The organism is Streptomyces sp. NPDC002309 (genome assembly GCF_053593375.1).
In genome coordinates, this window is sequence record NZ_JBSFCI010000067.1 from 1 (window position 1) to 23375 (window position 23375).

The 23375-nt window shown below is 73.1% G+C and carries 17 protein-coding genes and 3 pseudogenes; 13 read left to right on the forward strand and 7 right to left on the reverse strand.

From position 1 onward, the window contains the following. The 4 genes and pseudogenes from ACWCPM_RS32935 to ACWCPM_RS32950 all read left to right on the forward strand — a co-directional run. Positions 1–153, forward strand: a pseudogene (locus tag ACWCPM_RS32935) (flavodoxin-dependent (E)-4-hydroxy-3-methylbut-2-enyl-diphosphate synthase); the annotation flags it as partial. A gap of 193 nt (positions 154–346) precedes the next feature. Beyond that, positions 347–1195, forward strand: coding sequence for a GNAT family N-acetyltransferase (locus ACWCPM_RS32940; RefSeq protein WP_450979943.1), 849 nt, complete (start codon positions 347–349; stop codon positions 1193–1195). Positions 1196–1306: 111 nt separating this feature from the next. Next, complete coding sequence (locus ACWCPM_RS32945; RefSeq protein ID WP_450979944.1) at positions 1307–1834, forward strand: GNAT family N-acetyltransferase; 528 nt, start codon at positions 1307–1309, stop codon at positions 1832–1834. A 73-nt stretch (positions 1835–1907) separates the two neighbouring features. Next, a complete protein-coding gene (locus ACWCPM_RS32950; protein WP_450979945.1) occupies positions 1908–3611 on the forward strand; it encodes a proline--tRNA ligase in 1704 nt (567 codons plus the stop codon). A 498-nt stretch (positions 3612–4109) separates the two neighbouring features. Here ACWCPM_RS32950 and ACWCPM_RS32955 read toward each other — a convergent pair whose 3' ends face one another. From ACWCPM_RS32955 to ACWCPM_RS32965, 3 genes are read right to left on the reverse strand one after another with little or no spacing between them, the layout of a single operon-like run. Then, entirely contained in the window at positions 4110–5006 is an 897-nt protein-coding gene (locus ACWCPM_RS32955; RefSeq protein ID WP_450979946.1) for an aminoglycoside phosphotransferase family protein, read from the reverse strand. Positions 5007–5035: 29 nt separating this feature from the next. Then, complete coding sequence (locus ACWCPM_RS32960) at positions 5036–5509, reverse strand: ferritin-like domain-containing protein (RefSeq protein ID WP_450979947.1); 474 nt, start codon at positions 5507–5509, stop codon at positions 5036–5038. Next, a complete protein-coding gene (locus ACWCPM_RS32965) occupies positions 5506–6036 on the reverse strand; it encodes a hypothetical protein (protein WP_450979948.1) in 531 nt (176 codons plus the stop codon). Before ACWCPM_RS32965 ends, ACWCPM_RS32960 begins: the two co-directional genes overlap by 4 nt. A gap of 194 nt (positions 6037–6230) precedes the next feature. Here ACWCPM_RS32965 and rimP point away from each other — a divergent pair, with 194 nt between their 5' ends. From rimP to ACWCPM_RS33010, 9 genes are all read left to right on the forward strand, one after another. After that, the gene (gene rimP / locus ACWCPM_RS32970; RefSeq protein ID WP_450979949.1) at positions 6231–6728 is read left to right on the forward strand and encodes a ribosome maturation factor RimP; all 498 of its coding nucleotides are present in this window, start codon (positions 6231–6233) and stop codon (positions 6726–6728) included. Between the two features lie 2 nt (positions 6729–6730). Then, on the forward strand, positions 6731–7717 hold the full coding sequence (gene nusA / locus ACWCPM_RS32975; RefSeq protein WP_450979950.1) for a transcription termination factor NusA: 987 nt from the start codon (positions 6731–6733) through the stop codon (positions 7715–7717). Positions 7718–7819: 102 nt separating this feature from the next. Continuing rightward, complete coding sequence (locus tag ACWCPM_RS32980) at positions 7820–8116, forward strand: YlxR family protein (RefSeq protein ID WP_450979951.1); 297 nt, start codon at positions 7820–7822, stop codon at positions 8114–8116. 152 nt (positions 8117–8268) lie between these two features. Next, positions 8269–11385, forward strand: a complete 3117-nt coding sequence (infB, locus tag ACWCPM_RS32985; RefSeq protein ID WP_450979952.1) for a translation initiation factor IF-2 — start codon at positions 8269–8271, stop codon at positions 11383–11385. A gap of 198 nt (positions 11386–11583) precedes the next feature. Then, positions 11584–11877 carry a DUF503 domain-containing protein gene (locus ACWCPM_RS32990; protein WP_450979953.1) on the forward strand — a complete coding sequence of 98 codons (294 nt, stop codon included), beginning with the start codon at positions 11584–11586 and terminating at the stop codon, positions 11875–11877. Positions 11878–11916: 39 nt separating this feature from the next. Continuing rightward, the gene (gene rbfA, locus ACWCPM_RS32995) at positions 11917–12363 is read left to right on the forward strand and encodes a 30S ribosome-binding factor RbfA (RefSeq protein WP_450979954.1); all 447 of its coding nucleotides are present in this window, start codon (positions 11917–11919) and stop codon (positions 12361–12363) included. Beyond that, positions 12360–13265, forward strand: a complete 906-nt coding sequence (gene truB, locus ACWCPM_RS33000; protein ID WP_450979955.1) for a tRNA pseudouridine(55) synthase TruB — start codon at positions 12360–12362, stop codon at positions 13263–13265. The genes rbfA and truB overlap by 4 nt, the downstream gene beginning before the upstream one ends. Positions 13266–13688: 423 nt before the next feature. After that, a complete protein-coding gene (locus tag ACWCPM_RS33005) occupies positions 13689–17528 on the forward strand; it encodes a trypsin-like peptidase domain-containing protein (protein ID WP_450979956.1) in 3840 nt (1279 codons plus the stop codon). A 122-nt stretch (positions 17529–17650) separates the two neighbouring features. Beyond that, positions 17651–18610, forward strand: a complete 960-nt coding sequence (locus tag ACWCPM_RS33010) for a bifunctional riboflavin kinase/FAD synthetase (RefSeq protein WP_450979957.1) — start codon at positions 17651–17653, stop codon at positions 18608–18610. A 105-nt stretch (positions 18611–18715) separates the two neighbouring features. Here the strand turns inward: ACWCPM_RS33010 and ACWCPM_RS33015 are convergent, their stop codons facing one another. The 4 genes and pseudogenes from ACWCPM_RS33015 to ACWCPM_RS33030 form a co-directional block, all read right to left on the reverse strand. Beyond that, positions 18716–21874 (reverse strand): SCO5717 family growth-regulating ATPase, encoded by a 3159-nt coding sequence (locus ACWCPM_RS33015; protein ID WP_450979958.1) that lies wholly within the window; start codon positions 21872–21874, stop codon positions 18716–18718. 339 nt (positions 21875–22213) lie between these two features. Then, positions 22214–22987, reverse strand: a complete 774-nt coding sequence (locus ACWCPM_RS33020) for a hypothetical protein (protein WP_450979959.1) — start codon at positions 22985–22987, stop codon at positions 22214–22216. A 5-nt stretch (positions 22988–22992) separates the two neighbouring features. Then, positions 22993–23268 (reverse strand): annotated as a pseudogene (locus ACWCPM_RS33025) (type VII secretion protein EccE); the annotation flags it as partial. Positions 23269–23270: 2 nt separating this feature from the next. Further along, positions 23271–23375 (reverse strand): annotated as a pseudogene (locus tag ACWCPM_RS33030) (IS5/IS1182 family transposase); the annotation flags it as partial.

Here is a 23375-nt window from a genome sequence, read left to right on the forward strand (position 1 = left end):
AAGGGGCAGATCTTCGTCAAGGGCGAGGTCATCAAGACCGTCCCGGAGTCCAAGATCGTCGAGACGCTGATCGAAGAGGCCATGAAGCTGGCCGAGCAGATGGAGGCGGACGGCGTGATGTCGGGCGAGCCGTCCGTCTCGGTCGCCGGCTGACGAACGCCGCGAAGGGGCGCGGGCAGCCGGGCGACCGGCCGCACGAGACCTGTGCCCGCCCGGCCACGCGAACCGCGGGGCCCGGCGGGCGCACGCCCCTCGCACCGGTCCGGCAGCCGACGCGGGGCGGCACCGCTCGGCTTCCGCGGGTACAGTGCGGAGATCAGCAGACCCCACCCGTGAGGCCCCGCCCGTGTTGACCCAGACGACCTCCCGGGTCCTCGAACCGAGCGACCTGGACGCCGCACTCGCCGTCCTCGACCGTGAGCCGGTGGCCAACGCCTTCGTGACCTCCCGGGTCCAGATCGCCGGTCTCGACCCGTGGCGGCTCGGCGGCGAGATGTGGGGCTGGTACGAGGACGGCATGCTCACGTCCCTCTGCTACGCGGGCGCCAACCTCGTCCCCATCTGCGCCACCCCGCGCGCGGTACGCGCCTTCGCCGACCGCGCCCGCCGGTCCGGCCGCCGCTGCTCCTCCGTGGTCGGCCCGGCCGACCCCACCGCCCAGCTCTGGCGGCTCCTCGAACCCCACTGGGGCCCCGCACGCGAGGTCCGCGCCCACCAGCCCCTGATGGTCACCGACCGGATGCCCGCCGACATCGCCCCGGACCCCCACGTCCGTCGCGTCCGCAAGGACGAGATGGAGACGATCATGCCGGCCTGCGTGGCGATGTTCACCGAGGAGGTCGGCGTCTCCCCGCTGGCCGGCGACGGCGGCCTGCTCTACCAGGCCCGCGTCGCCGAACTCGTCGGCGCCGGACGCTCCTTCGCGCGCGTCGACGGACACGGCAAGGTCGTCTTCAAGGCGGAGATCGGCGCCGCGACCGACCGGGCCTGCCAGATCCAGGGCGTCTGGGTGGCCCCCGAGTACCGGGGCAAGGGCGTCGCCGCCCCCGGCATGGCGGCGGTCCTCCGCTACGCCCTCGCGGACGTCGCCCCGGTCGTGAGTCTGTACGTCAACGACTACAACACGGCGGCGAGACGGACGTACCGGAGGGTGGGCTTCCGGGAGGTCGGCGCTTTCATGAGTGTCCTGTTCTAACCCCGCCGGTGTCCTGTTCCAGACCCCGCCGCACGCGAGCCGACCCGCGCCTACGGCCGCCGCGCACCGGTACCCGATGGACCACGGAAACCCCCCTGTAAGCTCCCCGCCATGGACCTCGTCATCGGCCCCTTGGACCTTCCCGCCCACGTGGACGAGGCCCTGGCAGTCCAGGCCGTCGCGTTCGGCCTCGGCCCCGACGAGATCGCCGTCCGCCGTCAGATCGTCCTGCGCCACATGAGCTACCCCGGCGCCCGGGCCCTCGGCGCCACCGCGGAAGGCCGCCTCGTCGGCTTCGTCTACGGCATGCCCAACGACCGCGCCCACTGGTGGTCCACGGTCGTGGAGCCCTACCTGCGCGCGCGGAGCCACGACGAATGGCTCGACGACTCCTTCGTGATCACCGAGCTGCACGTCCACCCGCGCCACCAGAACCGCGGCATCGGCCGGACGCTCATCACCGCGATCACCGACACGGCGGCCGAACCTCGCTCCATCCTCTCGGCGATCGACACCGACAGCCCCGCCCGCGGCCTGTACCGCTCCCTCGGCTACCAGGACCTCGCCCGCCAGGTCCACTTCCCCAGCGCCCCGAAGCCGTACGCCGTGATGGGCGCCCCGCTGCCGCTGCTCCGATAACCGATTTCCACCGTCCCGTACCGCCCGGCTAACCTCCTTGGCACCACCCTTACGCAGCAGGAGTACGAGAACCATGGCCAACGCATCGGTCCAGCGCATGTCCCAGTTGATGGCGAAGACTCTGCGCGACGACCCGGCGGACGCCGAGGTCCTCAGCCACAAGCTGCTCGTCCGCGCCGGTTACGTCCGCCGCACCGCCGCCGGCGTGTGGTCCTGGCTGCCGCTCGGCAAGAAGGTCCTCGCCAACGTGGAGCGGATCGTCCGTGAGGAGATGGACGCGATCGGCGGCCAGGAGGTGCTGCTGCCCGCGCTGCTGCCCCGCGAGCCGTACGACGCGACCGGCCGCTGGGACGAGTACGGCCAGGAGCTGTTCCGGCTGAAGGACCGCAAGGGCGGCGACTACCTCCTCGGCCCCACCCACGAGGAGATCTTCACCCTGCTGGTGAAGGACCAGGCGTCCTCCTACAAGGACCTGCCCGTCATCCTCTACCAGATCCAGAGCAAGTTCCGGGACGAGGCCCGTCCGCGGGCGGGCATCCTGCGCGGCCGCGAGTTCCTGATGAAGGACTCCTACTCCTTCGACGTCGCCGACGAGGGCCTCGCCCACTCCTACGCCCTGCACCGCGAGGCGTACCAGAAGATCTTCACGCGCCTCGGCCTGGACTACCGCATCTGCGCGGCGACCGCCGGCGCGATGGGCGGCTCCAAGTCGGAGGAGTTCCTCGCCCCGGCCGAGGCCGGCGAGGACACCTTCGCGGACTGCCCGAACTGCGACTTCGCGGCCAACACCGAGGCGATCACCTACGCGCTGAAGCCCGTGGACGCGACCGGCGTCCCGGCCGCCGAGGAGATCCCCACCCCCGACACCCCGACCATCGAGACCCTCGCCGCCTCGCTCGGCGTCCCGGCCTCCGCCACCCTGAAGAACCTCCTCGTGAAGGTGGCCGGCGAGATCGTCGCCGTCGGCGTGCCCGGCGACCGCGAGGTCGACCTGGGCAAGGTCGAGGCGCACTTCGCCCCGGCGGCCGTCGAGATGGTCACCGTCGAGGACTTCGTCAACCGCCCGGACCTGGTCCGCGGTTACGTCGGCCCGCAGGGCCTGGGCGAGAAGGTGAAGTACCTCGCCGACCCGCGCGTGGCGCCGGGCACGGCCTGGATCACCGGCGCCAACAAGGCGGACACGCACGCGAAGAACGTCGTCGCGGGCCGTGACTTCGAGGTCGACGAGTACGTGGACGTCGTCGTGGTGCAGGAGGGCGACCCCTGCCCCAAGTGCGGCACCGGCCTCAAGCTGGACCGCGCCATCGAGATCGGCCACATCTTCCAGCTGGGCCGCAAGTACGCCGACGCCCTCAAGCTCGACGTCCTCGGCCAGAACGGCAAGCCGGTCCGCGTGACCATGGGCTCCTACGGTGTCGGCGTCTCCCGCGCGGTGGCCGCCCTCGCCGAGCAGACCGCCGACGACAAGGGCCTGTGCTGGTCCAAGGAGGTGGCTCCGGCCGACGTGCACGTCGTCGCCGCGGGCAAGGCCCTGCAGACCGAGCTCGCCCTGGAGGTCTCCGGCAAGCTGGCCGCGGCCGGCGTCCGCGTCCTCGTGGACGACCGCGCCGGGGTCTCGCCCGGCGTGAAGTTCACCGACGCGGAACTGATCGGCGTACCGCAGATCCTCGTGGCCGGACGGCGCGCGGGCGAGGGCGTGGTCGAGCTCAAGGACCGCAGGACGGGTGAGCGCGAGGAACTGCCGGTCGACGAGGCGATCGCCCGCCTGACCGCCTGATCCGCGGCCGGGGCGAGCGGCACAGCCTTCGCCCCGGCTCCCGGTCGGCCCGCGCCGCCGGCCGACTCGCGCCGCCAGCCGACCCGCGCCGCCGGTCGGCCGTCGTCGACGGCGGGTCGCGGTCGCCGCGGATCAGGCCCGTCCGGGCCGTCTGCCCGGTCGGCTGTCCGGGGACGGCAGTTCGTTGTCGCGCAGATCCGGGCCGTCCGTCCGGTGCCGGCCGGTCGTGGTCGCGCCGGGATCCGGCCCGTCCCGCTGCTTCGGGTGCCGGCCGGCCTGTCTCCGGATCTTCGGGGGCGCGTCTACGGGGGCGTGCCCTGTGCGTGGCTCCCGGCCGGCTCGTGTCCGGGTGGTCCGGGGTGTGTCCGGTCGTGGCTCGCGGCTGTCGGCCGGTTCCGTGGCCAGGTGGTCCGACAGAAGTGTCCGGGGTGTGACTCCGGACCGACAGCGGGCCGCCGGTTCCCGTGGCCCCAGTGCCCCTGGCCGGCAGGCCCCGGCTCACAGCCAGCCCGCGAACTCCAGCAGCAGCTCCGAGTCCTGCACCCGGCCCACCCGCCGGGCCCGGACACCCGACTCCACGGCCCGGAACAGCGTCCAGCCGCGCAGCCGTTCCTGGTCCACCTCCAGCGACTCGGCGAGCCGCTTCACGCGCCGCCGGGTCGTCGAGGCACCCGACGGCGTGGCGATCAGGTCCTCCACCCGGTCCCGGACGAGCCGTGCCAGATCGAAGGCGCACTCGCCGACCACCGGATCGGGCCCGACCGCCAGCCAGGGCATCCGGTCCCCGGAGAGCACCTTGCTCTGCCGGAACGTGCCGTGCAGCAGCCGGTGTTCCGGAGGCGAGGCCAGCAGTTCCTCGCGGGCCGCGAGCGCCGCGTCGACCAGCGGGACGAGATCGGCGTCCGCGTCCGCGCTCGCCCGCATCGCCTCCGCCTGCCGCCCGGTGCGCCCGGCCACGGTCTCGAAGGGGTGTGCCCGCGGCGGCTCCACCCACAGTTTCCGCAGTGTCCCCGCCGCCTCCAGCACCGCCTTCGCCTCGGGCAGGGACCGCACCGAGACCTCCGGATGCAACCGCTCCAGCAGCAGCGCACCCCCCTCGCCCGCTTCGAGCAGCTGTACGGCCCCCAGGCCGCCCCAGTGCGCCAGCGCGGCCCGCTCCCCTTCCGGGCGGGCCCGGGGCGGGGCGAGCTTCAGCACCGCGGGCGTACCGTCCGCCCGTCGCACCAGCAGCACCAGACTGCTCCGGCCGCCCGGCACCTGTACCCGTTCCACCGTCAACTCGCGTAGAGAAACGGCCTGTTCGGCCGCCTCCGGTAGCTTCTCCAGCCAGTCGTCACCGGCCGCCGCCGTCTCACCGAGCGCCCTGACCAGCCGTTGTGGCGCTTCGAAAGCCATACGCGAGATGTCCCCTTTTCCGCTGGGCGTCACGCCGTCGGTGTCGTCGGCGTCGCTGACGCCGATGCGGCGCCGGCCCGCTCGGCGAGCCCGGGAAAGGCTACGCTCCGGCCGTGCCAGCGCACCGCCCGCACCGCCGCTTCCCGCAGCGCCGCCGCGGCCGTGCCCCGCAGCTTCTCGCCGGCCGCCCGCACCAGGTCGGAGTAGACCCCGGCCACGCGCTCCTCCAGTTCGGCGGCCAGCCGGACCGCCGTCTCCTGGTCGGTCACCTGGAACGGCAGCGCGTACCCGGCGGCCGCGGCCACCGGCTCGGCGCCCAGGGCGCGCACCTGGCGCACCAGGGTGTCCCGCCGGGCGCGATGGGCGTCGTAGGCCGTCCGTGCCTCGGCGCGCCGCGCCTCGCCGATCGTCCCGCCGACCACGCCGTAGCCGTACACCGCCGCGTGCTCCGCGGCCAGGGCCGCCTGCAGGGCCCGCAGCTCCCCGTCCTTCGCCTCGCTCATGCCGTGCCCTTCCCCTCCGTGAGCAGATACGCGTGTGCCGCGCCGGCCGCCGCCACCGACGCGAGCAGCCGCGCCAGCTCACCCGGCAGGCCGAGCAGCGCCTTGGCCCGCCGGTCCGCGAGCGCGCGTTCGGCGGCGGCCAGTTCGGTGAGGGCGGCCCGCGCGGTGTCCGGCACCTTCAGCGCGACGGACCTGGTGCCCGCGGAGGCCGTCGCGCTCGGGGAGGGCGGCTTCAGCACGCCGCCGAACGCCTTCGCGTGCCGCTCGGCCGCGTCCCGCAGCGGCCGCAGCCGCTCCGCGAGCCCGGGATGGGCGGCGATCACGGCGTCGTACCTGGTGAGCAGGCCGTCGCTGTCCCGGGCCGCACGCGCGCGTGCCCGGGTCGCGGCCGACGGGGTGCCCCCCGTGGTGTCGGAGCCGTCGGGGCCGCTTGAGCAGCCGGCGAGCAGGGTGACGCCCGCGGCGGACGCGAGCAGGGTCCTTCTGCGCGGCCCCGAGGGCACGCGCGGCGGCAGGGGAAACGGCACGGCTGACGTCCTCGAAGGCTCGTACGAAAGGACTGGGCGGCATGCCCGTGATCACCGTACCCGTGCATGTGTCCGAGGCCACTCACCGGCACCGCGCAGACCCAGGTGGACGGCATCACCGTCCGGGACCGGATACCCTTTCACCAGACACGCGACCTACCCACAACAGCACACGCGGCCGAGGAGTCACCCGGATGAGCACCACCCAGAGCGAGAGGCTGCGAGAACTGCTCGAACCGCTCGTCACCTCCCAGGGTCTGGATCTCGAGGAGATCGCGGTGGACTCCGTCGGACGCAAGAGAGTGCTGCGCGTCGTCGTCGACTCCGACTCCGGAGCGGATCTCGACCTGATCGCCGATGTGAGCCGCGCGCTCTCGGCGAAGCTCGACGAGAGCGACGCGATGGGCGAGGGCGAGTACACCCTCGAGGTGGGAACTCCCGGCGCGGAACGCCTTCTGACGCAGCATCGCCACTACGTGCGCGCCACCGGCCGGCTGGTCGGCTTCCAACTGGCGGAGGGCGGCGAGCTGGTGGCGAGGATCCTCACCGTGGACGACGAGGGCGTCGAGCTGGAGATCCCCGGGGTCAAGGGACGCAAGCCCACCGCGCGCAGGCTCGCCTTCGGCGACATCGCCAAGGCGCGCGTCCAGGTCGAGTTCAGCCGCAAGGACAAGAAGGAAGAGGAGGCGTAGCCGTGGACATCGACATGAGCGCCCTGCGGGGCTTGGTACGGGAGAAGGAGATCTCCTTCGACCTGCTGGTCGAGGCGATCGAGGCGGCCCTCCTCATCGCCTACCACCGCACCGAGGGGAGCCGTCGCCGCGCGCGCGTGGAGCTCGACCGGGGGACCGGACACGTGACCGTGTGGGCGAAGGAGGACTTCGAGGACCTCGACGAGGGCCAGAAGCCCCGCGAGTTCGACGACACCCCGTCCGGGTTCGGCCGGATCGCCGCCACCACGGCCAAGCAGGTGATCCTGCAGCGACTGCGCGACGCCGAGGACGACGCCACGCTCGGCGAGTACGCCGGCCGCGAGGGCGACATCGTCACGGGCGTGGTCCAGCAGGGCCGCGACCCGAAGAACGTGCTCGTCGACATCGGCAAGCTGGAGGCCATCCTGCCGGTGCAGGAGCAGGTGCCCGGCGAGACCTACCCGCACGGGATGCGGCTGCGGTCGTACGTCGTCCGGGTGGCCAAGGGCGTGCGCGGTCCGTCGGTGACGCTGTCCCGTACGCACCCCAATCTGGTGAAGAAGCTGTTCGCGCTCGAGGTGCCGGAGATCGCCGACGGGTCCGTCGAGATCTCCGCCATCGCGCGGGAGGCCGGCCACCGCACCAAGATCGCCGTCCGGTCCACCCGTTCGGGCCTGAACGCCAAGGGCGCCTGCATCGGCCCCATGGGCGGGCGGGTGCGCAACGTGATGGCCGAGCTGAACGGCGAGAAGATCGACATCGTCGACTGGTCGGACGATCCGGCCGAGATGGTGGCGCACGCCCTGTCACCCGCCCGGGTGTCCAAGGTCGAGGTCGTCGACATGTCGGCCCGATCCGCGCGGGTGACGGTGCCGGACTACCAGCTGTCGCTGGCGATCGGCAAGGAAGGGCAGAACGCCCGGCTCGCCGCCCGGCTCACCGGCTGGCGGATCGACATCCGTCCGGACACCGAACAGCCGGAGGAATAGATCTCGGCCCCGTGTGGGTTGGATCACGACAGTTATCGGTGCTGTGACTGTTCGATCTCTACCCCGGAGGGGTGAGGTCGTTACGGGGAGGTAGACTTAGCAGTGTCTGGCCGGACGCGTGCCCGCGCATGCCCGGAGCGCACCTGTGTCGGGTGCCGGGAGCGAGCGGCCAAGACCGAGCTGCTGCGCATCGTGGAGATCAAGGGCGAATGTGTCCCCGATCCTCGCGGTACGCTGCCCGGCCGGGGTGCGTATGTACACCCCGCCTTGGTCTGTCTCGACCAGGCGATACGTCGCCGGGCGTTCACGAGGGCGTTGCGTGCCCCAGGAGCGCCCGACACAAACGCGTTGCGCCGGTTCGTCGAGCGGACGACAGTTGCCGAGCAGGCAACACGGTAGGAAAGCGCGCCGTACGGAAGCCCCCGTGCGGCCCGGTACACCTCGCGAGTCGAAAGCAGGTCGAGATTGCGATGAGCACTCGATGAGTACGCGATGAGTACGCCCATGAACTAGCGACGGTCCGGCCGCAACCCGGACCTCAGAGGAGCGAAGTGGCTAAGGTCCGGGTATACGAACTCGCCAAGGAGTTCGGTGTGGAGAGCAAGGTCGTCATGGCCAAGCTCCAGGAACTCGGTGAATTCGTCCGATCGGCGTCTTCGACGATCGAGGCGCCCGTAGTACGCAAACTGACTGACGCCTTCCAGCAGGGCAGTGGCAACGGCAAGTCCGCGAAGCCCGCCCCCCGGAAGGCCGCACCCAAGCCCGGCGTGCCTTCGCCGGCACAGGCTGCACGTCCGGCCGCACCCAAGCCGGCCGCACCCAGGCCCGCGGCTGCCCAGCAGCCCGAGGCCCCGGCGGCTCCCGAGGCCCCGGCGGCTCCCGCCGCTCCGGCGCCCGCACCGTCCTCGGGTTCGCGTCCGACGCCGGGCCCCAGGCCCGCGCCGCGTCCGGCACCGGCCGCCCCGGAGTTCACCGCTCCGCCGTCGGCTCCCGCCCCGGCCGCAGCGTCCGGCTCCAAGCCCGGCGGTGCCCGTCCCGGTGCCCCCAAGCCCGGCGGTGCCCGTCCGGGCGGCCAGGAGCGCCAGGACCGCCCCGAGCGCCAGGACCGCCAGGGCCAGCGCCCCGGTGGTCAGGGCCCGCGTCCCGGCGCTCCCGCGCCGCGTCCCGGCGCTCGTCCGGCCGGCCCGCGTCCGGGTAACAACCCCTTCACCTCCGGCGGCTCCACCGGCATGGCGCGCCCGCAGGCGCCCCGTCCGCAGGGCCAGCGTCCCGGTGGTGGCCCCGGTGCCCCCGGCGCCGGTCCCCGTCCGCAGGGCCCCGGTGGCCAGGGCGGCGGTCCGCGTCCCCAGGCTCCGGGCTCCCGTCCGAGCCCCGGCGCGATGCCGCGTCCGCAGGGCGGTGCCCCGCGTCCCGGTGGCGGTCCCGCGGGCCCCCGTCCGAACCCCGGCATGATGCCGCAGCGTCCCGCTGCCGGCCCGCGCCCCGGTCCCGGCGGCGGTCGCGGCCCGGCCGGTGCCGGTCGTCCCGGTGGCGGCGGTGGCGGTCGTCCCGGTGGTGGCGGCGGCTTCGCCGGTCGCCCCGGTGGCGGCGGCGGTGGCGCCGGTCGTCCCGGTGGTGGCGGCGGCTTCGCCGGTCGTCCCGGTGGCGGTGCCCCCGGTGCCGGCGGCGGCGGTGGCTTCGGTGGCGGCGGCGGTCGTCCCGGATTCGGCGGTCGTCCCGGTGGTCCCGGTGGCCGTGGTGGCACGCAGGGCGCCTTCGGACGTCCCGGCGGTCCCGCGCGTCGCGGCCGCAAGTCGAAGCGGCAGAGGCGCCAGGAGTACGAGGCCATGCAGGCCCCGTCGGTCGGCGGTGTGATGCTGCCTCGCGGCAACGGCGAGACCATTCGCCTGTCGCGCGGTGCCTCCCTCACCGACTTCGCGGAGAAGATCAACGCCAACCCGGCGTCGCTCGTCGCGGTCATGATGAACCTCGGCGAGATGGTCACGGCCACGCAGTCCGTCTCCGACGCGACCCTCGAGGTCCTCGCCGGCGAGATGAACTACACGGTCCAGATCGTCAGCCCCGAGGAGGAGGACCGCGAGCTGCTCGAGTCCTTCGACATCGAGTTCGGTGAGGACGAGGGCTCCGAGGACGACCTGGTCGTCCGTCCGCCGGTCGTGACCGTCATGGGTCACGTCGACCACGGTAAGACCCGTCTGCTGGACGCCATCCGCAAGACGAACGTCATCGCGGGCGAGGCCGGTGGCATCACCCAGCACATCGGTGCCTACCAGGTCGCGACCGAGGTCAACGCCGAAGAGCGCAAGATCACCTTCATCGACACCCCGGGTCACGAGGCGTTCACCGCTATGCGTGCCCGTGGTGCGAAGTCGACCGACATCGCGATCCTGGTCGTCGCGGCCAACGACGGCGTCATGCCGCAGACGGTCGAGGCGCTCAACCACGCCAAGGCGGCCGACGTGCCGATCGTGGTCGCGGTGAACAAGATCGACGTCGAGGGTGCCGACCCGACCAAGGTGCGCGGTCAGCTGACCGAGTTCGGCCTCGTGGCCGAGGAGTACGGCGGCGACACCATGTTCGTCGACATCTCCGCCAAGCAGGGTCTGCACATCGACTCGCTGCTGGAGGCCGTGATCCTGACGGCCGACGCCTCGCTCGACCTGCGGGCCAACCCGAACCAGGACGCGCAGGGCATCTCGATCGAGTCCCGTCTCGACCGCGGCCGCGGTGCCGTGTCGACGGTCCTCGTCCAGCGAGGCACGCTGCGGGTCGGCGACACGATGGTCGTGGGCGACGCCTACGGCCGCGTGCGCGCCATGCTCGACGACAACGGCAACAACGTCGCCGAGGCGGGTCCGTCGACGCCGGTCCAGGTCCTGGGTCTGACCAACGTCCCGGGCGCCGGCGACAACTTCCTCGTCGTCGACGAGGACCGCACGGCCCGTCAGATCGCCGAGAAGCGCGCGGCGCGCGAGCGCAACGCGGCCTTCGCCAAGCGCACCCGCAGGGTCTCCCTGGAGGACCTGGACAAGGTGCTCGCGGCCGGCGAGGTCCAGCAGCTCAACCTCATCATCAAGGGTGACGCTTCTGGTTCCGTCGAGGCCCTGGAGTCCTCGCTGCTCCAGCTCGACGTCGGCGAAGAGGTCGACATCCGGGTCCTGCACCGCGGCGTCGGTGCGGTCACGGAGTCCGACATCGACCTGGCGATGGGCTCGGACGCCATCGTGATCGGCTTCAACGTCCGCGCGGCCGGCCGCGCGGCGCAGATGGCCGAGCGCGAGGGTGTGGACGTCCGCTACTACTCGGTCATCTACCAGGCGATCGAGGAGATCGAGGCGGCCCTGAAGGGCATGCTGAAGCCGGAGTTCGAGGAGGTCGAGCTCGGTACGGCGGAGATCCGCGAGGTCTTCAAGTCGTCCAAGCTGGGCAACATCGCGGGTGTTCTCATCCGCTCCGGCGAGGTGCGCCGCAACACCAAGGCCCGCCTCATCCGCGACGGCAAGGTGGTCGCGGAGAGCCTCAACATCGAGGGTCTGCGTCGCTTCAAGGACGACGTCACCGAGATCCGCGAAGGGTTCGAGGGCGGTATCAACCTCGGCAACTTCAACGACATCAAGGTCGACGACGTCATCGCGACGTACGAGATGCGCGAGAAGCCGCGGGCGTAACGCCAGTGGCTGACGGTGGCCGACGGGACCTGTGCCCGTCGGCCACCTCGGTTTGCCACGGGGCCGCCGCACTGCGGCCGGCCCCGTGGCAAAACCCGGTCGAGCCCCCGGCAAGGGCGCGGTACCGTTCTTGATGTCCCCGCCCGTCCAGCCGGCGGGGCCGTCGATCCCGGACCGGCGGGTGAACCGGTTGCATACATGTTTGTGGGGACGCTGTCCTTCGACCTCCTCCTCGGCGACGTACGGTCGCTCAAGGAGAAGCGCTCCGTCGTCCGCCCGATCGTCGCCGAACTCCAGCGGAAGTACGCGGTGAGCGCGGCCGAGGTGGATCACATGGACCTCCATCGCAGGACCCGGATCGGTCTGGCGATGGTGTCCGGCGACGCGGGGCACATCAGCGACGTGCTGGACCGGTGCGAGCGGCTGGTCGCCGCGCGCCCCGAGGTGGAACTGCTGTCGGTGAGACGCCGCTTCCACGGCGACGACGACTGACCAGAGAACGTAGATCAGGGAAGAACGGGAGACGGACCAGTGGCCGACAACGCGCGTGCCAAGAGGCTGGCGGACCTCATCCGAGAGGTGGTGGCCCAGAAGCTGCAGCGCGGGATCAAGGACCCGCGGCTCGGCTCGCACGTCACCATCACGGACACCCGGGTGACGGGTGACCTGCGGGAGGCGACCGTCTTCTACACCGTGTACGGGGACGAGGAGGAGCGGGTGGCCGCGGCCGCCGGTCTGGAGAGCGCCAAGGGCATCCTGCGCTCCGAGGTCGGCAGGGCGGCCGGCGTGAAGTTCACGCCGACGCTCACCTTCGTCGCCGACGCCCTTCCGGACACCGCCCGGACCATCGAGGACCTCCTCGACAAGGCCCGTCAGTCCGACGAGAAGGTGCGTGAGGCCTCGGCCGGCGCTCACTACGCCGGCGAAGCCGACCCGTACAAGAAGCCGGGTGAGGACGAGGACGACACCAGCGCATGACCCAGAAGCACTCCACGCCCGACGGCCTTGTCATCGTCGACAAGCCGTCGGGCTTCACTTCGCACGACGTGGTCGCCAAGATGCGGGGCATCGCCAGGACGCGCCGCGTCGGCCACGCCGGCACCCTCGACCCGATGGCCACGGGCGTCCTCGTCCTCGGCGTCGAGCGCGCGACCAAGCTCCTCGGGCACCTCGCGCTGACCGAGAAGGAGTACCTGGGCACGATCCGCCTGGGCCAGAACACCGTCACCGACGACGCCGAGGGCGAGATCACGGGGTCGGTGGACGCCTCGAAGGTCACCCGGGACGCCGTCGACGCGGGGATCGCCAAGCTCACCGGCGAGATCATGCAGGTGCCGTCCAAGGTCAGCGCCATCAAGATCGACGGCGTGCGCTCCTACAAGCGGGCCCGGGACGGCGAGGACTTCGAGATCCCGGCCAGGCCCGTCACCATCTCGTCGTTCAGCGTGTACGACGTCCGCGAGGCCGTCGCCGAGGACGGCACCCCCGTGCTCGACCTGGTCGTGTCCGTGGTCTGCTCCTCCGGCACCTACATCCGCGCCCTCGCCCGTGACCTCGGCGCCGACCTGGGCGTCGGCGGCCACCTCACCGCGCTGCGCCGGACCCGCGTCGGGCCCTACAAGCTGGACAGAGCGCGCACGCTGGACCAGCTCCAGAAGGAGCTGACGGTGATGCCGATCGCCGAGGCGGCCACCGCCGCGTTCCCGCGCTGGGACGTGGACGACAGGCGGGCCCGGCTGCTCCTCAACGGTGTGCGGCTCGACATGCCCGACGAGTACGAGGGCTCCCGTGCCGTGGCCGTCTTCGATCCCCAGGGCCGCTTCCTGGCCCTCGTGGAGGCACAGCGGGGGAAGGCCAAGAGCCTCGCCGTCTTCGGCTGACGGCCGGGTCGCTTTTGCCCCCGGTGGAGTGGCGGCGGGCATGGGGGCTTGTTCTTCGCCCGGCGGTGGGGTGGCTGCGGCTATGGGGCTTGTACTTCGCCTGCCGGTGGAGTGGCGGCTATGGGGCTTGTACTTCGCCCGGCGGTGGAGTGGCGGCGGCCATGGGGCCTGTACCTCGCCCGCCCGTGGAGCGGCGGTCACGGGGCCCTGCACTCCCGCTGCTCCACGGTCCCCCATCGGTTCCCCCACCCCTGAGGTCTGTCCAGCGACCCCGGTCCGTTCACCCGGCCGGGCGGGCGCTCGGAGTGAACCAGGGGTGTGCAGGGGGGCGCGTTCGCCCACCCCGCTTTTTCCCTGATCACCCCGCCCCTACCGTCGACCTCGGAGCACAGGTGTACGGCGGTACGGCGGGGAGGTTCGACCATGGCGCGACCGGACCGGCGGACCCCACCGCGAGGCGGCGCGCCCGGACTCGGTGACGACGTCCTCGTCCGCATCCACGACCTCGCAGGCCGCCCGCGCGGCACCGGCTTCGTCGCCGACCACCAGGGCACGGTCCTCACCAGTCACGAGGCCGTCGACGGTCTGGGCCGGTTCCTCCTGCGCGCCGGAACCCGCAGCCGTGTCGTCACCGCCGAGGCGGTCACCTCCCTTCCGGAGCGGAACCTGGCCCTCGTGCGCGCCGGGGACCTGGATGTCCGCCCGCTGCCGGTCACCGCGCGGGACCGCGTCGCGACAGGCACCTACGTCTGGATCGCCGCGGGCCGCTGGCGCCAGGCGCGGGTGCTGGGCGCCGTGGCGGGGGTGACGTACACGGCCACGGATCGCTTCCGGCAACTCGACGACGTGCTGCAACTCGCGATCGGCACGGACGGGCGGGATGCTCTGCGGCTGGGTGGCGGGGCGGCCGGGGGGCCGGTCGTCGACGCCGCCACCGGCGCCGTGGTCGCCGTGCTCGGCACCGCGCTGCACACCGGTCAACGGGACTGCGGCTTCGCCGTGCCGCTACGGCCGGCCGGAGGCGGGCCCCTGACACACGTGCTCGCCCGCAACGCGGCGACAGTGCCCGCGTACGGGGCGGATCTCAATCTTGGCGGGGTGCTGGAGCTGGGGGCGCTGTCGGTGGGAGCCGGTGGGGCGGTCGGGGCCCGTGCGCGGGCGGTCGGGGATCTGCCGGGAACGGGCGCAGAGCCTGTCGAACGGGCGGGTGTCATAAGGGAGTTCGCCGCGTTCACCGAGGGGTCGGCCGCCGTCCTCGGGCTCGTCGGGGCGCCGGGCAGCGGTCGTACGACGGAACTCGCGGCGCTGGCCGCCCGGCGCGGCCGGGGAACCGTACCGGCGCCGACGGTGTGGCTGCGGGGAGCCGACCTGCGGGACGGGGACGAGTCGGTGGCGGTGGCCGTCGGGCGGGTGCTGAGCCGGGCGGCGCGGGGCGTGACGCCGGCCGACGGCGAGGAGGTGCCGGATTTCGCCGGGATACGGGACGGGGCCGCGGGCTTCGCGGCTGCCGAGGGCGAGGCGTCGCCCGGCGGCGGGGAGGCGCCTCTCGGTGACGCCGGTGCCGGACGCCTCGCCGCGCTCGCCCGTGCCGCCGGCCGTCCCCTGCTCCTCCTGCTCGACGGTCCGGAGGAGATGCCGTCGGGCCTGGACCATCGGTGGGGCGCATGGTCAGAGGGGACCGCGTGCTGGCTTCGGGAGACCGGGGCGCGGCTGGTCGTGGCGTGCCGGGCGGAGTACTGGGAACGGGCGGGGGCGGCGTTCCCCGAGGAGATCCTGCACCCAGGCGGCCCCGCCTGTCTGCCGCCCTGCGTCCCGCTGGGCGACCTCGACGAGGACGAGGCCCGCGAGGCCCGCGTCCGCCACGGCATCCCCGAGGACGCCCTCGCCGCACCCGACGCCCGCCACCCGCTCACGCTCCGCCTCCTCTCCGAGGTCCTCGCCGCAACCCCGGACGCGCTGAGGTCCGGCCCCCCGGACCGGAACGACGTCCTCACCGCCCACCTGGACCTGATGTGCCTGCGTGTGGCCGTCCGGCTCGCCGGCGAGGACGGGGGCCGGCGCGGCACCGACGTGCGGCGGCTGGCGGCGAAGGTGGCCGGGCGGGTGCACGAGGCCGCCCGGCGCAGTCTCGGACCCGGGCAGGGGGAGCTGACCCGCGAGGCCTTCGAGGAGGTTTTCCCGTGCGATCCGGCCCCGGCCGGGCGGGGCGGCGACACCGGTATGGGCGCGGGCGCGGATTCGGGAACGGGCGTGGGTGTCGGCTTGGGTGCGGGCGCGGATCCGGGAACGGGCGTGGGTGTCGGCTTGGGTGCGGGCGCAGATTCGGGAACGGGCGTAGTGATCGGGGCGGGCGCAGGCGCAGATACGGGCTTGGGCGCGGGCACGTGCACCGGCACCGGCTGGGCGTCCGCCGTACTTTCCGAGGGACTCTTCGTCCACGTCGGCACCGGCTACCGCTTCGCCCACGAGGAACTCGCCGACTGGATCCAGGGCACGCACCTCGACCTGGACGAGGCCCTGCGCGCGCTGGTCCACCACCACGCGCCGGACCCCGACGACCCGGACCCCGTACCGCACCACCGCGCCGGCCCCGTCGTCCAGGCCCTGCTCCTGCTCGCGAGGCAGCAGGGCACGCACCGGCTCGCCGTCCGCCTGGAGGAGATGGTCCGCGCCCTGGACGTGGACCCGCACTCGTGGTGGGCGGCCCGACTGCTCGGCGAGACACTGCGACGGGTGCCGGACGCCCAGCCGTATCTGCGGGTGCTGCGGCTGCTCGCCGAGACGATCGTCGAGCGGCGGCGACGAGGACGGGCCGTACCGGCGGAGTTCGGGCCCGCCTTCTGGGCGGAACCGGCGCTGAGCGGTGCCGATCGCCTCGATCTGCTGCGCCGTCTGCTTCTCGCCGACATCGCCCCGGCCGGCGGCGACCGCTACCTCGACGCCGCCGCACAGCTGCTCGCCGCCGACCCCGCCGCCGTGCAGCCGCACCTCGTCCGCTGGTTCGACGACGAGCGGGTGCTCCCCGCGGCGCCCCACGCCACCGTGGCGACGGCCGCGCAGGCGCTGCTGCACACCCATCGCCACCGGGCGCCGGACGACCTCACGGAGGTGCTGGCCGAGGGTGCCCACCCGCGGGGCGACGAGCTGCTCGGCGTACTCGCCGAGGAGGAGCCCGCCGCCGTGTGCCGGGCCGTGGACCGGTGGGCGCACGACGAACGGCCGGCGCGGCGGGCCGCGGCGGTGACCCACGGACTGCTGGTCGCGCCGCACGTCCGGGCCGACACCGACCGCGAGCTGCTGCGGTACGCCGCCCTGGCCCTGCTCGCCCGCCCGGCCGACCGCGCACTGCACGGCGGGGCGCTCGCCCTGCTCGTACAAGATCCGCGTACCCGGGCCCGGTACCTTCCCCGGGCCGTCGAGCACTTCGGCGCCGGGGATCCACGGATGCCCGCGTCCGCGCTCGCGACGGCTCTGGTGACCCACCCCGAGCCGGTGCTGGACGCCTTCCGCACCCGGCTGCGGAGGGCGGACGCCGGGGAGGTGCTGCGCGCCCTCGCCGAGGCGCTCTTCACGGGAGAGGCGCTGGGCACGCTCGCCGAGGCGCCGTTCAGGGGAGAGGCCAGGCTCTTCGTGCCCGGTGGCGGGCGGAGCCCGGCGCTGGTCCGGCGGGTCGCGGAGGTCGTCCGGGAGGCGGTGGCCCTGCGGGTGGAGTGGGCCGGGCCCGTGGCCGCCCAAGTCGATCGACGGCTGGACGTCGGGTGCGGGGCGGTCGAGGGGCCTGCCGGCGGCCCGAGGGGCGGCTGCACGTGCGCCGGGGGGTGCTGCGGTGCCAGGGCGGTGCTGTTCTCGCTGGTCACCGGAGTGCTCGACGGTGGGCCCGAGGAGCTGCGGACGGCGCTCGCCGACGTCCTCGGCACGCCCGGCGCCCCCGCCTCCCGCGCCCTGCGCCGTGAGATCTGCGACTTCCTCCTCGTCCACGAGCATGCCGTGCCCGTTCTGGAGGCACTGCTGCGGAGTGCCGCCCGGCACGGCGGCGACGAGTTGCGCGCCCTGGTCCACCGCACGGGCATGAACCTCGTCCGCACCCCGGCGGGAGCCACCCGTTTCGACTGCGCCCTCCTCGACCTGGGCCGTGCGATCCCGGGATTCGCGGCCCGTGTGGCGCACTGGCTGAACGACGCTCCGGAGGACTGGGCGGCGGTCGTCGGCCCCAGCACCCGCCGCATGATCGAGAGTCTGGCCGGTGTACGGATCCCCGCATGACCGGCGGGAACACGTGCGTCCGGTCACAGCCCCCATGCCGGTGCGGGCCGAACCCGCTCGGCATGGCACCCTTAGACCTGCGTAAGAGGCAGAGACGGACACGGGTTCGAGGAGCGGTCACAGTGCAGCGCTGGCGTGGTTTGGAGGACATCCCCGAGGACTGGGGACGCAGCGTCGTCACCATCGGCTCCTACGACGGTGTCCACCGCGGGCACCAGCTGATCATCCGGCACGCCGTGGAGCGCGCCCGAGAGCTGGGCGTCCCCGCGGTCGTCGTCACCTTCGACCCGCACCCCAGCGAGGTCGTCCGCCCCGGCAGCCACCCGCCGCTCCTCGCCCCGCACCACCGCCGTGCCGAGTTGATGGCCGAGCTGGGCGTGGACGCGCTGCTGATCCTGCCCTTCACGGCGGAGTTCTCGAAGCTCTCGCCCGCCGACTTCGTGGGCAAGGTCCTGGTCGACAAGCTGCGCGCCAAGGCGGTCGTCGAGGGCCCGAACTTCCGCTTCGGTCACCGCGCCGCCGGGAACGTCGAGTTCCTGGCGGAGCAGGGCAAGGTCTACGACTTCGACGTCGAGGTCATCGAGCTGTCCGTGTCCGGCGAAGCGGGTGGCGGCGAGCCCTTCTCCTCGACGCTGACGCGGCGGCTGGTCGGCGCGGGCGACGTGTCCGGGGCCGCGGAGATCCTCGGCCGACCGCACCGGGTCGAGGGCGTCGTCGTACGAGGCGCGCAGCGCGGCCGTGAGCTGGGCTTCCCCACGGCCAACGTCGAGACGCTGCCGCACACCGCGATCCCGGCGGACGGGGTCTACGCGGGGTGGCTGACGGCTCAGGGCGAGGCCATGCCGGCCGCGATCTCCGTGGGCACCAACCCGCAGTTCGACGGGACCGAGCGCACGGTGGAGGCGTACGCCATCGACCGCGTCGGGCTCGATCTGTACGGGCTGCACGTCACGGTGGACTTCCTGGCGTTCGTGCGCGGACAGGCGAAGTTCGAGACGCTGGACGCTCTGCTGGAGCAGATGGCGCAGGACGTGAAGCGGTGCCGCGAGCTGATCGCGGCGGCGGAGCGGACTTCGTCGTAGGTACGTCTCCGACGCGTGCCTGAGCGGCGCGTGCTTGTCGGACGTGAAGGGCGGCCGGTGCCTGTGGGGCACCGGCCGCCCTTCGTGTTTGTTCGCGGCCCTTCGCTACTGCTGGGGCGGGGGCCCCTCGGGCTGACCGGGCTGCGGGTAGCCGTATCCGGGGTGCTGGGGGTGCTGGGGGTGGTAGGGGGCCTGGGGCTGCTGACCGTGCTGCGGGTGCGGCGGCGGGGGCGCCGCCGGGTGGCCGGGCTGCTGCGGGTGACCGGGGTGACCCGGCTGCGGGGCATAGGGCTGGCCGGGGGCGTACTGGCCGGGCATGGGCTGGCCGGGCACCGGCTGAGCGGGGTAGGAGTGACCCGGCATCGGCGGGGCGGCGACGGGGGGCGGGTTGCCGTCGCTGGTCCACAGGCCGTGCATCTGCTGGTGGCGTACGAAGTCCTCGGCGACCATGGCCGCGAGGTTGAAGTACGCCTCCCGCACCTTGGGCCGCATCATGTCGAGATCGACCTCGGCGCCGGCGGAGAGATGCTCGTCGAACGGGACGACGACGACACCACGGCACCGTGTCTCGAAGTGGGAGACGATGTCCTCGACCTTGATCATTTTGCCGGTGTCGCGCACACCCGAGATGACCGTGAGGGAGCGTGAGACCAGGTCGGCGTAGCCGTGCGCGGACAGCCAGTCCAGCGTCGTACTGGCGCTGCTCGCACCGTCCACGGACGGCGTCGAGATGATGATCAGCTGGTCGGCGAGGTCGAGCACTCCGCGCATGGCGCTGTAGAGCAGGCCGGTGCCCGAGTCGGTGAGGATGACCGGGTACTGCTTGCCGAGCACGTCGATCGCGCGCCGGTAGTCCTCGTCGTTGAAGGTCGTCGAGACGGCCGGGTCGACGTCGTTGGCGATGATCTCCAGGCCCGAGGGCGCCTGCGAGGTGAACCGCCGGATGTCCATGTACGAGTTGAGGTACGGGATCGCCTGGACGAGGTCGCGGATGGTGGCCCCGGTCTCCCGGCGCACCCGGCGGCCGAGCGTGCCCGCGTCCGGGTTGGCGTCGATCGCGAGGATCTTGTCCTGCCGCTCGATGGCGAGGGTCGAGCCGAGGGCGGTGGTCGTCGTGGTCTTGCCGACGCCGCCCTTGAGGCTGATCACGGCGATGCGGTAGCAGGAGAGCACCGGCGTCCGGATGAGCTGCAGCTTCTGCTGTCGCTCGGCCTCCTCCCTCTTCCCGCCCAGCTTGAACCGGGATACGGAGGCGGTCGGACGTCCGCTCTTCGCCTTCTGCCGCTTGTTGTTGAGCAGACGGTCGGAGGACAGCTCGACGGCAGCCGTGTAACCGAGCGGCGCCGCACCGGGGTTGGTGGGCTGACGCTGGTCGTGCTGGAGGGGCTGTGGCCAGGCGGTACCGAGGCGGGGGTCCACGGGCTGGGCCGGTGGCTGCTGCGGGTGCGCCTGGTGAGGGGGTTGGGGCTGCGGGGGCTGGGGCTGGGGTTGGCCTTGGGGCTGGTATGGGGGCTGGGGGTATCCCTGCGGGGCGTGCGGGGCGTGCGGGGCCTGTGCGGGCTGCGGGGGCTCTTGGGGGTGTTGCGGCTGGTACTGAGGGTGCTGGGGGTGCTGCTGGTTCTGTGCGGGCTGTGCGGGCTGCGCGAATTGGGGCGCTTGAGGCGCGTGGGGGTCCTGCGAGGGGTTCGGCGCGTTCGGGGCGGTGGGCTGCGGAGGGACGCCGGGGTGGGCGCCCTGCGGCGGTGCCGGGGGCTGTGGGAAGCCGTAACCGCCCTGGGCGTTGGGCGCACCGGGGTGGGGGAAGCCGTAACCGGCCTGGGCGTCGGGAGCGCTGGGCTGCGGGAAGCCGTAACCGGCCTGCGCCTGGGGGACGCCGGGCTGCGGGAAGCCGTAGCCCGGCTGGGCGTTGGCCTCGGCGGCCTGGCGCGGGATGACGGGGGCGGGGGGAGCCGGTTCCTGGACAGGCGGGGCCCACGCGGGCTGCCCCGGCTGCGGCGGTTGCTGCGGCTGGAAGGGCGGTTGCTGCGGAGGCAGGGGCGGCTGGCCCTGGGCAGCGGTGGGTTCCGGCTGCGGCGCCTGTGGCTGCTGCGGCGGGGTCTGTGCCTTCGGCGGCCACTCGGCGCCAGGGGCAGGGGCAGCAGGGGCAGGGGGCGCGGGCTGGTACGACGGCGGCAACGGCGGCACGCCGCTCTGCGGGGTGGGCGGGGGAGTCCAGGCGCTGGGCGCGTCGGGTGCGCCCTGTCCACCGTCCACGGGAGCGTCGGCGGTGTCCGCCTCGGCGGGGCCGGAGGAGTCGCTCGATTCGGCGTCGGTGGCGGAGGCGTCGTCGGGCTGGTCGGCACTCACCTGAGCATCGGCGTCGGTGTCGGCGTCGGGAGTCTCCTCCTCGGTGTCCGCGGTGCCGTCGGCCTCGTTCGCGACGTCCGAGGAGGCACCCTCGACCTGCTCACCAGCCTCGACGTCGGACTCGGGCTCGGACCTGGACTCTGACCCGGAATCGGACTCAACCTCGGCCTCCGTCTCGGCCTCGGCAGCGGCGTCGGCCGCCGCGGCGAGGTCGGCGATCTCTCGCTGCAGGGAGGCGGCGGAGAACCGCATGGTGGCGCCGCTCTCCACGCTCCCGTTCCCGGGACCGGAACTCTCGGAGCCTTGAGGAACAGGAGGAACAGGAGGGACGGGAGGAACAGGAGGCGCAGGGGCGGCCTCGGGGGCGGGCGCGACCGGCGGCTGAGGCTCGAACCCGCTTCCCTCGGGCAACTTGGGCACACCTGCGTGTTCCCCGGCCGGCGGTGCGACCGGCGGAGGGAACGGAATTCCCGGCTCCGGAGCCGCCGGAGGGGGCGTGAACGGTACGCCGGGCATCGGCACAGGCGCGGGCGGCGTGAAAGGCAAGCCCGGAGCGGGCTGCACGGGCGGAGCGGGCTGCACGCCCGGAGTCGGCTGCACGGGCGGATGGGACCCGGGCCCGAACTCGGAGGGCGGCGGGGATGTCGGGACGGAGGCGTGCACCGGAGCAGGGGCCGGAGCCGGAGGGACCGATGGGCCCGCACCACCCCCGAACCCCCCGGAAGCCGCGGACTGCGGCGCACCGGAATCCGGCTCCTCCGAATCCACCGACGCCCCGGACGCGTTCTGCGTGTACCAGGCAGGCGGCGCGTAGTCGATGGTGAACTCGCCCGTCATGTCGATGGCGGCTTCCGCGTCGGGCTGGTCATCGCCGGGCGTCGCCCAGCCCCCGCGGATCCCGTCCCGATCGCTGCTCACAATTCCTCCTGGTGTGGTCGAGCACCCTCACGGCGTGCTGGGGCGACCATGACGTTTCGGGCTCGGTCGATCCGAGGTCGTCCGATCCACGGTTCTCCCCCTGTGGTGCGGACGCCGTTCCATGGGTACTGGCGTCGCGCCCGGTACCAGCCTAATCACCACGCCGTGCACATCGGCAGGCCCGTCCACTCCATCACGGCCGGTTCGCGGTGTCACTTTCGACCCGAAGCCTGTCCGTGGGACACCTCTCAAGTGAACAAAGCGACAGATAGCGGAGGTTGATACGGTCGAAGACCGGGATGAACTGCGCGCACACGCACTTCACGTCGGACTGCCGAGTCAATCCATCCTTCGCGGTGTGCCCAGCAAGCCGAGTTCGGTGTCCGTGGGCTGGGTCATCACGTAGTGCCGGTCACGATCGGTGCACCAGAGCGTGAGGCCGTCAGGCAGGGTGGGCAGGGAGTCCACATCCGCCCGGAGCAGGGCCATGGTGCGCCCGAGTTCCGCGGCCTCGTCCGGGGAGACGCGCTGCACGCCGACGAGTCGCGCCCGCCGTACGAGCCGGGGAGCCACCGGGCTGAGATACGGCAGCACGGTCAGAACCGACTGCCAGGGACCGGAGACGACCCGGCCGCGTGGCGGGCGCATGCCGCAGTCCCGCACCACCAATACGGGCGTCCCCGCCGAACTGCCCTGCGGAGGTACCCGGCCGACATCATGCACGGCCAGGCCGTTCTGCCCGCCGCCCATGGCGTGCACCATCTGCATCCAGGCTTGCGGACGTCCTGTCTCCACGGCGACACGCGCGCCGGTCGCAGCAGCCCTGAGGGCGATCACCTGGGCGGTCCACAGCCCGCCGATGAGGACGATGTCGTACGGGGTCGGCCGGTTGATCCCCAGCACCGCGGGGCGGTTCTCCGCGTCGACGCCGATCACGACGCCGTCGTCGCCGACGGGCAGGGTGAACGCCTCCAACTGGTGCACGGGAACGGAGTGCCGCGCGTGCCGGGGGCCGATCAGGCCGAAGCCCCGGCGCAGCAGCTCCCGTGCCGTCCGTGGAGCGGTGCTCTGCTCCTCACCGGGGCCGGTGACCTGCCCGGCGTGTGTGGACATCGACCTCACCGGGCGCCTCCCAGGGGCAGAGTGGCGAGCATGCCGGGTACCTGCTCCCGGTCGAGGCGGGCGAGCCCGGTGCCCGTGTGCCGCGCCGCGGCCTGCAACGCCCGCCGGGCGGCGACGAGTTCGTCGTCGCTGCGCCCCGTCACCCGCAGGTGTCCGCACACGGACGCCTCGTGCCGCTCCCCGCGTGCCAGCGTCAGACTGAAGGTGGTGGCGAGCGCGGGGACCGCCGTGATCAGGGCGATGACCTGTGGCAGAGAGGGCGCTCGGTGACCCCAACGAAGTCTGGATCGTGCTCACGCAGGGTTCTGAGCAGGCCGGGGGCGCGGTCGGCGAGCAGACCGGTCACGGTGGTGACGTAGGCGTGGGCGGTGCCGACAGA